A 12,440-nucleotide genomic window follows, 5' to 3' on the forward strand; every position below is an offset into this window, starting at 1 on the left:
TCCTTGCAGTATCAGCGCTGCGCTGGCGCGCTGGCCATGGCGGCGACAGGGGTGGTGACAGGCGCGCGGCCCCATGGCGTGATGTCCAGTTTGGTGTCGGGCTGGATGCGGTCCAGTCCTTCGACGGCGATCTTCTCGCCGGCCTTCAGCCCCTGGGTGATGAGGTAGTTGTGGCCGACCATGCCGCCCAGCTTGACATCGCGCAGCACGGCCTTGTTGCCGGCATCCACCACCCACACGCGGGTGGAGCCGGTGTGCAGCACGGCTTGCTGCGGCACCAGGATGCCGTCGGCGTCGGCCATGCGGGCGATGCGGGCGCGCACGAACATGCCGGGCAGCAGCTGGCGGTCGCGGTTGTCGACCAGGATGCGCAGCACCATGTCGCCGGTGCCGGTATCGACGTTGATGCCGGAGAACAGGATGCGCGCGTCGAGGCCGTAGTTGTTGCCGCTGCCGTCCAGGATGTAAGCCTTGGGCGGATGGGCCGAGTCGCCGCGCAGCGTGCGCAGCATGGAGGCCGGCTGGCGTACATCCACGTACACCTGGTCGATTTGCTGGATGCGGGCCATCGGCGTGGCGTCGGTTTGTGCCACCAATGCGCCTTCGGTTACCAGCTCCTCGCCGATCCGGCCCGAAATCGGCGCGGTGACGGTCGCGTAACCGAGGTCGAGGCGGCGGCGCGCCAGCGTGGCCTTGGCCTGGGCCACTTCGGCCTGGGCCTGGTCGCGTTGCGAGACGGCGTCGTCATAGGTTTGCTGGCTGACGGCGTCGGCCTGTACCAGCGGGCGGATGCGCTCGGCCTGGATTTTGGCGCGCACCAGCGCCGCTTCGGCGCGTTGCAGCGCGGCGGCGGCCGTGTCGGCGTCGGCCTGGAAAGGCGCGGTGTGGATCTGGAACAGCGGCGTGCCGGCCTTCACTTCGGCGCCTTGCTCGAACAGGCGGCGCTGGATGATGCCGCCCACCTGCGGCCGGATCTCCGCCGTGCGGAAGGCGGTGACGCGGCCGGGCAGGTCCTCGGCCAGCTCCACCGGGCCGGCGGCAACGGTCAGCGCAGAGACTTTCGGCGACGGCGGCGCCTCGTCGGGCGGGGCCTGATGGCAGGCGGCCAGGGTCAACAGGGTCAGCCCTGACAGGAGGGCCTTGGGTGAAATCTTCGTGATGTGCATAGCTAGTCGTCCAAAGTGTTTTCCCTCCGTGAGGGAATGCAGGACTAGCAACTTTAAACACCTAACGTGACCTATCTATTGAGGAAATATGGAGATATGATGGAGATCGTTACTTATTTTCAATACATTCATGTCTAGTTCTCCCGGAACCCCGTTGGTGCTCATCGCCGAGGACGAATCCGAAATTGCCCAAATCCTGCAAGCCTACCTGGCGCGCGACGGCCTGCGCACCGTCCACGCGGCCGACGGCCGCATCGCGCTCGACCTGCACCTGTCGCTGAAGCCGGACCTGGTGCTGCTGGACGTGCAAATGCCGCGCGTGGACGGCTGGAAGGTGCTGTCCGAACTGCGCCTGCGCGGCGACACGCCGGTGATCATGCTGACCGCGCACGACCAGGACATCGACAAGCTGATGGGCCTGCGCATCGGCGCCGACGATTACGTGGTCAAGCCCTTCAATCCGGCCGAGGTGGCCGCGCGCGTGGGCGCCGTGCTGCGCCGCGCCGCCGCGCGCAACGCCGGACCGGCCGCCGGCGTGCTGCGCTGCGGACCGCTGGAGATCGACCTTGAAACCTACCAGGCCAGCGCCGAAGTGAACGGCCAGCGCACGCCGCTGAACCTGACGCTGACCGAGTTCCGCCTGCTGACCCACATGGCGCGCGCGCCCAAGCGGGTGTTCACGCGGGCCGAGTTGCTGCTTGCCTGCCTGCCCGAAGGCAACGCGCTGGAACGCACGGTGGACAGCCACGTCAGCAAGCTGCGCAAGAAGCTGGAAGACAGCGGCCTGACCGGTGCGTTGACCAGCCTGCGCGGCGTCGGCTACCGGCTGGAGGACGCGGAATGATGCGCGGCCCCGGCCTGAACCGGCAGATCACGCTGGCGATGCTGGCCGTGTCGCTGGGCATGACCCTGGTCGTGCTGCTGGGCTCCTACGTGTTCTACGCGCTGGTGATCGAGTACCGGCCGGACCTGCTTTCCGGCCCGACCGACATGATCCCCACCAGCACCGAATGGATCTGGATGGCCTCCGTGACGATGGTCGCGCTGGTGTTCGCGATCTGGGCCTCGGCGCGTTTGGCCAGGCGCATTCTGGCGCCGTTGAATTCAGTGGCCGACAGCGTGCGCCGCGTAGCGCATGGCGACCTGGCCGCGCGCGCGGTGGCGGGCGACCGTTCGTTGGGCGAGACAGCCTTGCTGGTCGACGACTTCAACGCCATGGCGGAACGCTTGCAGCGCATGGAACGCGAGATGGTGACGTGGAACGCCGCCATCGCCCACGAACTGCGCACGCCGGTGACGATTCTGCGCGGCCGCTTGCAGGGCCTGGCGGAAGGCGTATTCCAGCCCGATGAAAAACAGTTCCGCGGCTTGCTGCATCAGGTGGAAGGCTTGTCGCGCCTGATCGACGACTTGCGCATGTTGAGCATGTTCGACAGCGGCCATCTGAAGCTGGAACTGGCCGATTGCGACCTGGCCGGCGCCATCCGCGATGTCGCGCATCTGCTGGCGCCGCAGATGGAGGCGGCCGGCTACAAGCTGGCGCTGGACCTGGCGGAAGGGCGCATCTGCTGCGATGCCGCGCGCATGCGGCAGATCCTGCTGGCCTTGCTGGACAACGCCGGGCGCTATGCGGACCCGGGCGTGATCCGCATCCGCACGCGGGTGCTGGGCGCTCAGTATTTGTTGCAGGTGGAGGATGCCGGCCCCGGCATCGATGAAGAGTTGGAAGGCAAGCTGTTCCTGGCCTTCCACCGTGGCGAGCATGCGCGCGCCGGCGCGGTGGGCGGCAGCGGCTTGGGCCTGGCGGTGGTGCGCGCGATTGCCGAGGCACACGGCGGCGTCGCCTCCTACCGGCGCGGCGACGCCGGCGGCGCGATGTTCGAGATCGCGTGGCCGATGCCGATACCTGGCCCCGCCGCTAATTGACGACTACGCACCTGGATTCGTCGTTCCCGCGCACGCGGGAACCCATGCTGCCCCTATGACCCTGCAGCGTATGGGTTCCCGCCTATGCGGGAACGACAGGGATTTCGGGTCAGGTGGCTTGGCCCTGGAAGGCCTTGTTGGCGATCTTCCATCCTTGCTCCGTCTTGAGCAGCACGAAGTAGTCGACGAAAGTCATCGCGCCATGTACCAGCGTGATGCGGGCGCAGGCGGCATTGCCGTGCACTTCGATCCAGTCTGTGGTGCGGCGGCGTTGCGCTTCGTCTGCGGCCGGCGTGCCTTTGAAACGCTCGCAATACACATCCAGCGGCCACGACGTGAACACGCCTTCGCGCATCGATTCGATGTGCGCGGTCGGCAGGAAAGCCTTGCGCATGAAGTCGGCGTTATCCTGGGCATGGCCCCGGAAATAGTTTTGTATCGGTTCCAGCACCGCCAGTTGTTCGGCGTTGAAACGCGGTTCGGACGTTTGAGCGTTATCCATAGGAGTCTCCTTATTGAAAGCGCATCCTACGTGACGCCGGCGCGGCTGTGACTGGGCCGCGCCGATAGCATCTATACTCAGCCGGCCATATCGCTGCCGGCGGCGCGCGCGCGGCGGCGGGCGACCATGCCCAGCAAGCCCAGGCCGGCGGCCAGCATGCCGTAGGTGGCAGGCTCCGGTACGGCGCTGACCGTGATGTTGGCGTTCGGCGCGAAGTCGGCCAGCCGGCCCAGGCCGGAGACACGGCTGTCGATCGACCACACGGTCCAGGTGTAGTCCTTGAACGCCAGGCCCTTGGATGGCAGCAGCGAAGCCGACACCGTTGAGTAGATTTCGTTGCCGACGATGTGGGTGCTCAAGGCGTTGGCGCCGATGCTGCCGGTGCCGTCGGCGCGCAGCGTCACAACCGAGTTGAAGGTCACGCCCGGCAGGCCGACCGAGGCGAACGGCGCGTTGGTCGAGCCGCCCACATCCAGCCCGAACACATAGGCCGCGCCGGCCACGCCGGCGATCGGGCCGGCGGCGGTGGTGCGGAACACGAATTCGTTGGTGGTGGCGTTGTAGCCGACATCGGCCGACAGCACGTCGAACGCGGCGGTGTGGCTGCCGGTGTAGACCGCGAGGAAGTCACCGGCCGGGTCGGTGACGGCGTGGGCGTTGGCGGCAGCGGCGATGCCGGCGATGGTGATGGCCTTCAGTAGCAGTTTTTTCATGTCATTGGTCCATATAGGGTTGGAAGGGGCTCGCCTGGGGCCAGCCAACCGTATATTCCCGACAACAAGAAAAAGGTTTCAATAATATAAAAAATTCCTACTGCCGGTCCAGCACCACCTGGTTGCGGCCCTGTTTCTTGGCCAGGTACAGGGCTTGGTCGGCCGCGCGGATAAAGGATTCGGCGCTTGGTGCGGCGCCGGGCGGCAATACGGCCACGCCGACGCTGACGGCGATATGGCCGAGCGGCGAGCCTTCATGGGGCAGTTGCATCTGTTCCAGCGTGGCGCGTATCGATTCGGCCAGCGCGAGCGCCGTGTCCTCATCGGTGTCGGCCGCCAGCATGACGAATTCCTCGCCGCCGTAGCGGGCCGCCAGGTCGCTGGCGCGGCGCGCATGGGTGTGCAACATGGTCGTTACCTGGCGCAGGCAGGCGTCGCCCGCCTGGTGGCCGTAGTGGTCGTTGTAGGCTTTGAAGTAGTCGACATCGATCATCAGCAGCGCCAGCGGCTGGGTGGCGCGTTGCAGCGTGGCCGACAGTTCCGCGGCCAGCACTTCGTCGAAGCGGCGGCGGTTGGCGATGCCGGTCAGGCTGTCCGTCATGCTCAGCGCCGACAGCTTGAGGTTGGCCTGTTCGAGGTCGCGTGTGCGTTCTGCCACGCGCTGTTCCAGCTGTTCGTGCGATAGCGCGATGTTGGCCGCCATCTCGTTGAACTTTTGCGCCAGCAGCGCAATCTCGTCCTTGCCTTCGTCATGCATGCGCAGCGCGTAGTTGCCCGGCTTCGTTTCGCGCATGATGCCGGCCAGCTTTTCCAACGGCGACGAGATGCTGCGGGCAATGCCATAGCCCATCAGCAGCGCGCAAAGAAAGGAGATCACGCCGATCAGCACGATGTCGTCGCGCACCGTTTGGGCCTCGGCCAGCAGCAAATCATTCGGCAGCGTGCTGACCACGTACCAGTTGGTGCGCGCCACCGGCGTGTACACGGCCAGGTAGCCGGATGGCCGCGTGGCGCCGGACGCTATGGCGGTGTAGGCCAGATGGCCGGTGGTTTCGCCGTTCTGGCTGGCTGCGGCGATCTGCTTCAGCAATGCCGGTGCGACCGCATTGCCGGCGCCTTCGTTGCTTTGGATCAGGCGGCGGCCGGCGCGCAGGTCGAGGATGAAGATCTCGCTGCCGGCGCCGAGGTTGACGTTGTCGAAGATGGTGGAAAACCGGGTCGTGCGCATGCCGAGGAACAGACTGCCGGCCAGCCGGTTGTCGCTCTTGAAGTAAATCTGACGCGCCATGGCGATGCTTTGCTGGCCGTCCCACAAATCCAGCGTGCCCCAATAGGGACGCCCTTTGCGCGACGCGGCGGCCCGGCTGAAGTCGGTGACGCCCTGGCCCAGTTGGGCGAACACCTGCGGGTCGAGTACCTGGTTGTCCGGCGTCAGGAAGTATTTCTGGTCGACGTCCTGGAACGAGCCGTAGTTGGCCAGCAGGATTCGGGTCAGGTCGGCGCGCGCGCGGCCCTGGTCGGCCGGGCTGTCGCCGGCGTAGCGCGCCAGCGCGGCTTGCACCGGGTCCGACAGCACCAGCGCTTCGCTGCCTGCCTCGATGTCGGCCATGCGCAGCTGCAGGTTCTTGGCGACCTGCTTGACGATCTCGGTGGCGAACAGGCGGCTTTTTTGCTGGATCGCCTTGCTCGATTCGGCCCAGGATATATAGCCGGTCACCAGCAGCGGCAGCAGCGAGATCAGGATCAGTGCGCCGAACAGGCGGTAGCGGATGGCAATCTGGCGCATCAGAGCGGCGGGTTGCAAGCGTAACGGCAGCATGGTTCAGTCCTTGCGGCTCGCCGTGGATTCGCTGCGCACCGAGGCGTCCAGTTTGCGGGCGGCCTGGCGCGGCGTGATCTTGCCGGACAATACGTCCTGCAGCAAAGGGTGCAAGGTCTCGATGCTGTTGGCGGGCAGGAAGGCATAGTAGGGCGGCACGGCGCTGGCGTACTGGCTGACTTGCTGCATATAGGCGTCCAGTTGCGGGTCGGTCAGCAGCTTGCCATCGACGCGCTTCATCGACGAAATGTTGTGGCGGGCATTTTGCTGGATCGGATAGCCGGCGTTGGCCATAAACTCCAACAGCAGCATGGCCGCCGCGCGGTTGCGCGTATTGCAGACGGCGATGCCGGTCTCGCTGCCGACCACCGGCACCACGGTCTTGCCGGCCGCGTTCCAGGGCGGGATGAATACGCCGGCATCGACCGTTTTGCCGCCCAACAGGCGGCCGGCGGCCCAGCTGCCTTCGAAGGCCATGGCCGCCTTGCCCTCCGCGAACATGCGTATGCCCTGGTCATAGGAGGTGTTCATATAGCCATGCTGCACGTAGCCGCGCGCGGCCAGCAGCTTGATCTTGGCGAAGATGTCGGCGGTCTCTGCGGTGTCGAGGTCGAGCTGGCCGCTTGCCAGTTGCCGGCGCCAGTCCGGCTTGCCCGCCGCGACGTTGTTGGCGAAGCCGTAGCTGAATGGGCCGTTGCCCAGCATGTTGGGGAAACCGCCGTCGAGGATCAGCGGCGTCAGGCCGGCTTTCTTGAGCAGTGCGCAGGCGGCCAGGAACTCGTCGAAGTTGGTCGGCAGCCGGTGGATGCCCGCCCGCTGGAACATGGCTTTGTTGTAGTAGATGAGCGTGGCCGCGACACCGCTGGCGATGCCGAAGTGCTGGCCGTTGGCGGCGGTCCAGTCGGGCTTGAGCAGGTCCAGCATATTGCTCCACGCCGCCGTGCCGCTGACGTCCGCCAGCAAGCCTTGCGCGGCGAGGCCGGCGGCGTAGGCATTGGGATTTACCGAGATCAAATCCGGCAGCTGGTTCGAGGCGACCCTGGGTTTCAGGTTTTCCTCGACCGAATTGCCGATCATGAACTGGACGTTGACCTTGATGTCGGGATGCGCGCGCGTGAAGGCGGCGGCGATGTGGTGCATTTCCTGCGGCCAGTCCGGCGCCCAGACCAGGGCCGTGATGACGGTCGGCGGCACCACCTGCGCCGCTGGGGACGCATGACTGCCGTCGCCGCAGCCGGCGATCGCCAGGGACTGGGCCAGCAGTGCAAGGCATAGGGTACGTCGTTTCAACAATTGTCCGGTCGCAGTTTTGCTTGGCATTTCCATTACGTTACAGCCGGCGTGAGCGATCGGCTTTCATTAAGATGCCATTAGATCATATGTGTTGCCATAAGGGAATCGCAGCGCGCGAAACTTCCGCTTGCGAGTCACGAAACCGCACACATTCGGTCAGCTGCGGCTGCGGTAGCTCTGCGGCGCCAGATTTTCTTTCGGGGCCAGGGCCTGCAGGCGCTTGTAGAGCACCCGGGTTTCCAGCAGATTCCAGACGCGCAGCATGGCTTCCAGCGTGTCGAAGGGCTTGGTCAGGAAGTCCTTGGCGCCCAAGGCCAGCGAGCGGCGCTTGGCTTCGGCCGTGGCGTCGGCAGTGATGACCAGCACCGGGCGGAAATCGTAGGGATCGCCGCGCCGCTTGAGCCGTTCCAGCACCGCGTAGCCGTCCAGGTCCGGCATCATCAGGTCCAGCACGATCAGGTCGGGATCGAAGGCGGTGTACAGGTCGAGCGCGGTCTTGGCGTCGGTGGTGCCGACCACGTGGGTCAGGCCTTCGCCGATGAACAGGTCTTCCAGCAGCCGCAGGTTGGCGGGCTGGTCGTCGATGATCAGGATGCGGGAGGCCAGAACTTCGTTTTCCATCATCGGGTTTGCTCCATCAGGTCCAACAGGGCGAAGAAGGCCGGTACGTTGAGTGGCTTGGCCAGGTGACGCTCCGGCGAGTCCGCATCCGGGGCTGCACCCAGCAGCACGAGCGGGCGGCCCGAGGCGCGCAGCTCGGCGCTGGCCTGGCCGCTGGCGACCAGCAGCAAGTCGGGCTGCCATTGCGCGGCCAACGCGGCGCCCTCGACGGCACCGGCGACGGTGGCGATGCGCCAGTGCGGCCGCCGCAGCATCAGCGTGGCGATCAGGGTGCGGGTGGCGGCGTCGTCGTCGATGCAGACCATGCTGTGGGTGGCCGCGACTACCGGTGCGGCTGGTGCTTGGGTTGGCGCCGTCCCGCTTGCGTTGCCGATGGCGGGCGCGGCGGCGGCGGGCAGCGTCAGCGTGAAGCGCGTGCCGGAGCCGGGGTGGTGGCGGATATCGCCGTGCATCGCCTGCATCAGGCTCTTCGACACGGCCAGCCCCAAGCCTGCGCCTTCGGTTTTGCCACGCTCGATGCCGAGGCGGTCGAAGGGCGTGAACAACCGTTCCTCCATCGCGGCGGGAATGCCGGGGCCGTTGTCGTCGATGTGGATGGCGATGCCGCCATCTTGCTGCGCGCAGACGATGCCGACCTGGCCGCCGGCGGCGCCGTACTTGATGCCGTTGGAGACCACGTTGAGCAGCACTTGCAGCAGGCGCTGGCGGTCCGCCATCACGGCCAGCGTGCCGATGTCGCCATGCTGCAGCCGCACCGAGCGTTGCTGCGCCAGCGGGCGCAGCAGCGTGATCGCCTCGTTCAGCAGCGGCGCCAGCGCCACCGGCGTGCAATCGAGCGTCAGCTTGCCCGCTTCGATGCGGCCGATGTCCAGCACTTCGTCGATCAGCGACAGCAGATGCTGGCCGGCCTGGCGGATTTGCACCGCGTGTTCGTGGTCGCGCTGGTCGCTTAGTCCGCTTTCCAGCAGCTGGGCGTAGCCGAGGATGGCGTTCAGCGGCGTGCGTAGTTCGTGGCTGGTGCGCGCCAGGAATTCGGTCTTGGCCTGGCTGGCCGCCTGCGCCGCCGTTGCGCGGCCGGCCAGCAGCACGCTGGCCTGGTGCAAACGGTCGGACAGCTGGCCCAGCTCGTCGGTGGTGGACTGCGTCGGCTTGAGCGGCAGGTCGCTGTTCAGGCGTTCGGCGTTCTCGGCCGCCAGACGCACCCGGCGCACCAGGCCGAAGGTGAAGGCCAGCGTCGCCAGCGCACCGGTCAGGCCGGCGGCGATGACGGCGATGGTCATCCACAGGTTGCGGTTCGATGCCTGCTGCAAGGCCAGCGTGCGTTGCGCCACCAACTCGGTCTCGTGCAGGTTCATGGCGCCGATTTCCGCGCGCAATTGGTCGAGCACCTGTTTGCTGGCCAGCAGATGCTGTTGCAGTACGACGCTGCTGGCGTTGCGCTGGCCGCGCAGCACGTCCAGGCTGTCCAGCTTGTTTTGCAGCAGCGGCTGCACCTTCTCAAGGCGGCGGCGCTGTTCGGGATCGTTCACGGTTTCCTGCAAGCGGGCCATGGTGGCCGGCAGTTGCAGGCTGGCGACGCGGTAGGGCGTGAGGAAGTCGTCGCGGCCCGTCAGCAGATAGCCGCGCACGCCGGTGGCCGCTTCGGCGATCTGCGTGTGCAGGCGCTGGATGTCGGCCTGCACCTGCATGGTGCGCAGCATGTCGGCGGTGGCGGCGGCGGTGCTGCGTTCCAGCGTGTAGCTGGTCGCGGCCGAACCCAGCAGCAGCGCCAGCGAGGCCGCGATGATGACGCCGCCCTTGACGCCCAACGACCAGTGGCGAGGATGAAGCAGGCGGTTCATGCGCCGAGTCCGAAATCGGCGGCGCGCACGGCCGCTTGGGTGCGGTCGTGTAGGTCCAGCTTGTGCAGGATGCGCTCGACGTGGACCTTGACGGTGCCGGCGGCGATGCCCAGGTGCTCGCCCATGGCGGCGTTGGTCCAGCCGCTGGGCAGCAGCGCGAACACTTCCAGCTCGCGCGGGGTCAGCAGCTTGAGCGCGGCAGCGGCGTCCGGCGCGGCCACGCGTGGTGCGGTCTGGCGGGGTGTGGACAGGGCGGCGGCCAGCAGCGTAGCCAGCGCTTGCAGTGTGGCCAGGTCGTCGACGCTGGGCGGCGGCGCGTGTTGCGTGCCGAGCAGGGCGAGGATGCCGCGATTTTTTCCGTCCAGGCACAGTGGCACCAGCACTTCGAGTCCGGTCTTTTGTTCGCGGCCTATGCGCAGGGCGCTGATGACGTCTTGCCGCACCACCGGCGGTTGAGGGCCGGGTTGCAGCGCGGCCTGCAAGGTGGCCGCGTGGCCGAGGCGGGCGCCGACCGGCAGCGTCTGGCCCTGGCTGGCACAGACTTGCAGGCCGTCGTCCTGGGTGGTCATCAGCAGGCCGTCGTCCAGCGACAGGAAGGCCAGCGTCTTGGACAGGATGGTGGCGAGCGCGCCGGGACGTGCGCCTTCGCTGGCCAATACGCCGGCGGCGTCGGTCAGCAGGCGCCAGCGGGCGACGCTGCTTTCGATCTGTCGGTAGCGGCTGCGCGCGGCGCGGGCAGTGGGGAGGGCGGTGTCGTTGGGCATGGGCGGCATATGGCGGTTTCTGGGAATTATATGCCACTCGGCATACGCGAATACCCCCGAGCGGCAGATTTTTTGTGCCGAGGGCCACGCGATACTGATTGCATCGGCGGCCAATACCGCGCTCGCCGACTCAACCACTGGAGCTGACTATGAAACGAATTCTCATCACCCTGGCGCTGGCCGCAAGCAGCCTGGCGCATGCCGACGTAACGCAATCGCCGAAAGTCTATCTGGACGTGGTGGCCGCGCCGGCCGATGCCCGCGAAGCCGAAATCGCCGGCCTGTTCGACCGCTGGAACGCCGCGCTGGCCACCGGTGATGCGGAGCAGGTGACGCGCTTGTATGCAGCGGATGGCGTGCTGGAACCGACCGTGTCGAACGAGGTGCGGTCGACGCCGGCGGGGATCAAGGACTACTTCGTCAAGTTCCTGAAGATGAAACCGGCCGGCACCATCAACTATCGCCAGATCCGTTTGCTCGGTGCGGACGCGGCGCTGGACACCGGCGTCTACACCTTCAATGTGACCAAGGACGGCAAGCCGCAACAGGTTCATGCGCGCTACACCTATGTCTACAAGAAAGTGGACGGCGCATGGAAGATCCTGAATCACCATTCGTCGGCGATGCCTGAAGCCGTGGTCAAGTAAGCAAAAACTAAGGCCGCCCTATCGCTTGACTCGGTTTTCAGGTTTGACGGCGGCCTCTTTCTTCAGCACCCACTCGACCGTCAGGTCTTTTCCATCGGGGTAGAATTTTTGGCCGACCGGCTTGAGCAGGTAGAACGGGCCGTCGGGATAGGCGGGATCGTCGATGGTAAGTTTGTACCAGCTGGCCTTGATGCCCGCCGGCGATTCGCTGACGGCCGCTTCAATCAGGTAGACGTCGCCGCCGCGTGCAGCCACGAAGCCGTCGACCATGGTTGTTTCGCCGTGGGAGACGTTGAACCAGGTTTCCTGTTGGTCATCTTGCGACTTCACGATGGGGACGTGGATCCAGTCTTCGCCCGGCTTGGCTTCAAAGTAGAAGGTCATGCTGCGCTTGTAGCGCAACACATCGCTGACCGTGCCTGCCACCATGACCAACTTGCCTTTCAAGGCCGGCCATTGATGCAGGCCTTGCTGGCTGGAGGCGACGTCGGCGTGAGCAGGAGGCGCCAAAGCCAGCGTGAGGGCCAGGGTGCAATATGCGACAAGCGTTTTCATTTTCGTTGAATTCATTCTGTGGTAGTTCCGTCAGGGACGTTAAAGGCTATTTTTCAACAATCGCAGCGCTTGTCAGGATTGCTGCTACTTGCATCTTGCGTTGTGCACTCAGTTTCGAGCGGTAGAGACTGACGTTCATTTGTTTCAATTGTCTCGGCGCGGCCTTGGTGACCAGTGCTTTCAGCGCGTTCTCCACTCTGCTCTCGCTCTCGCGTAGCCGATGCTGATAGATGGCGTTCTTCGCATGCTTCTGATTCGTGTTCAAAGCCGCTTCGTATTCCGCCCGCACGCCCAAGTCCCGCATCGCCGACGCTGACACGCCGGCGGGCAATCCCGTTTCCGGTGGCGGCGGAATGTTCAGCTCGACTGCCAAGCTGGCATCCAACTCTGGTACCAACTCCTCATCAAGGGCGGCGAACGCCTTGAGCAGCAGCTTGAATTAGTCGTAGACTCTGACCTGGCTTGTATGCCAATGATCTATTATTTTGAACGCAACGTTCGGTGCTGCGTGGGCAGAACTATAAAGTAGGGTGCATAAAATGGCCGAGCCAATAACGAAGCGACAGCATAGTGGCGTTCGGCGCTGAATGGAA

Annotated in this window: 13 protein-coding genes; 3 read left to right on the top strand and 10 right to left on the bottom strand. The window is 65.6% G+C overall.

Annotation, left to right across the window (positions count from 1 at the left end; all coding sequences use genetic code 11):
• Positions 1 to 11: 11 nt before the first annotated feature.
• Positions 12 to 1,166: an efflux RND transporter periplasmic adaptor subunit gene (locus V6M89_RS02925; RefSeq protein ID WP_332851745.1), complete on the bottom strand. Its 1,155-nt coding sequence runs from the start codon at positions 1,164 to 1,166 to the stop codon at positions 12 to 14.
• Positions 1,167 to 1,296: 130 nt separating this feature from the next.
• Between V6M89_RS02925 and V6M89_RS02930 the strand changes: the two genes are divergently transcribed.
• Together V6M89_RS02930 and V6M89_RS02935 are read left to right on the top strand one after the other, a co-directional pair.
• The gene (locus tag V6M89_RS02930) at positions 1,297 to 2,010 is read left to right on the top strand and encodes a response regulator (RefSeq protein ID WP_332851746.1); all 714 of its coding nucleotides are present in this window, start codon (positions 1,297 to 1,299) and stop codon (positions 2,008 to 2,010) included.
• Positions 2,010 to 3,092: an ATP-binding protein gene (locus tag V6M89_RS02935; protein ID WP_442881946.1), complete on the top strand. Its 1,083-nt coding sequence runs from the start codon at positions 2,010 to 2,012 to the stop codon at positions 3,090 to 3,092. Before V6M89_RS02930 ends, V6M89_RS02935 begins: the two co-directional genes overlap by 1 nt.
• 109 nt (positions 3,093 to 3,201) lie before the next feature.
• Here the strand turns inward: V6M89_RS02935 and V6M89_RS02940 are convergent, their stop codons facing one another.
• The 7 genes from V6M89_RS02940 to V6M89_RS02970 form a co-directional block, all read right to left on the bottom strand.
• Positions 3,202 to 3,594 carry a nuclear transport factor 2 family protein gene (locus V6M89_RS02940; RefSeq protein ID WP_332851748.1) on the bottom strand — a complete coding sequence of 131 codons (393 nt, stop codon included), beginning with the start codon at positions 3,592 to 3,594 and terminating at the stop codon, positions 3,202 to 3,204.
• Between the two features lie 77 nt (positions 3,595 to 3,671).
• Positions 3,672 to 4,307 carry a PEP-CTERM sorting domain-containing protein gene (locus tag V6M89_RS02945; protein WP_332851749.1) on the bottom strand — a complete coding sequence of 212 codons (636 nt, stop codon included), beginning with the start codon at positions 4,305 to 4,307 and terminating at the stop codon, positions 3,672 to 3,674.
• Between the two features lie 97 nt (positions 4,308 to 4,404).
• Positions 4,405 to 6,126: a diguanylate cyclase gene (locus V6M89_RS02950; RefSeq protein WP_332851750.1), complete on the bottom strand. Its 1,722-nt coding sequence runs from the start codon at positions 6,124 to 6,126 to the stop codon at positions 4,405 to 4,407.
• A 3-nt stretch (positions 6,127 to 6,129) separates the two neighbouring features.
• A complete protein-coding gene (locus tag V6M89_RS02955) occupies positions 6,130 to 7,389 on the bottom strand; it encodes an ABC transporter substrate-binding protein (RefSeq protein WP_442881947.1) in 1,260 nt (419 codons plus the stop codon).
• 186 nt (positions 7,390 to 7,575) lie between these two features.
• Positions 7,576 to 8,043, bottom strand: a complete 468-nt coding sequence (locus V6M89_RS02960; protein ID WP_332851751.1) for a response regulator — start codon at positions 8,041 to 8,043, stop codon at positions 7,576 to 7,578.
• A complete protein-coding gene (locus V6M89_RS02965) occupies positions 8,040 to 9,881 on the bottom strand; it encodes a hybrid sensor histidine kinase/response regulator (RefSeq protein WP_332851752.1) in 1,842 nt (613 codons plus the stop codon). Before V6M89_RS02965 ends, V6M89_RS02960 begins: the two co-directional genes overlap by 4 nt.
• Positions 9,878 to 10,654: a response regulator transcription factor gene (locus V6M89_RS02970; RefSeq protein ID WP_332851753.1), complete on the bottom strand. Its 777-nt coding sequence runs from the start codon at positions 10,652 to 10,654 to the stop codon at positions 9,878 to 9,880. Before V6M89_RS02970 ends, V6M89_RS02965 begins: the two co-directional genes overlap by 4 nt.
• A 140-nt stretch (positions 10,655 to 10,794) precedes the next feature.
• On the opposite strand from V6M89_RS02970, the gene V6M89_RS02975 reads away from it, so the two are divergent.
• The gene (locus tag V6M89_RS02975) at positions 10,795 to 11,292 is read left to right on the top strand and encodes an SgcJ/EcaC family oxidoreductase (RefSeq protein ID WP_332851754.1); all 498 of its coding nucleotides are present in this window, start codon (positions 10,795 to 10,797) and stop codon (positions 11,290 to 11,292) included.
• Between the two features lie 18 nt (positions 11,293 to 11,310).
• Here V6M89_RS02975 and V6M89_RS02980 read toward each other — a convergent pair whose 3' ends face one another.
• Together V6M89_RS02980 and V6M89_RS02985 are read right to left on the bottom strand one after the other, a co-directional pair.
• Positions 11,311 to 11,847, bottom strand: a complete 537-nt coding sequence (locus tag V6M89_RS02980; RefSeq protein WP_332851755.1) for a hypothetical protein — start codon at positions 11,845 to 11,847, stop codon at positions 11,311 to 11,313.
• A gap of 46 nt (positions 11,848 to 11,893) precedes the next feature.
• Positions 11,894 to 12,220 carry a hypothetical protein gene (locus tag V6M89_RS02985; RefSeq protein WP_332851756.1) on the bottom strand — a complete coding sequence of 109 codons (327 nt, stop codon included), beginning with the start codon at positions 12,218 to 12,220 and terminating at the stop codon, positions 11,894 to 11,896.
• Positions 12,221 to 12,440: the final 220 nt, after the last annotated feature.

This window comes from Duganella sp. S19_KUP01_CR8 (assembly GCF_036688705.1).
GTDB lineage: Bacteria > Pseudomonadota > Gammaproteobacteria > Burkholderiales > Burkholderiaceae_D > Rugamonas.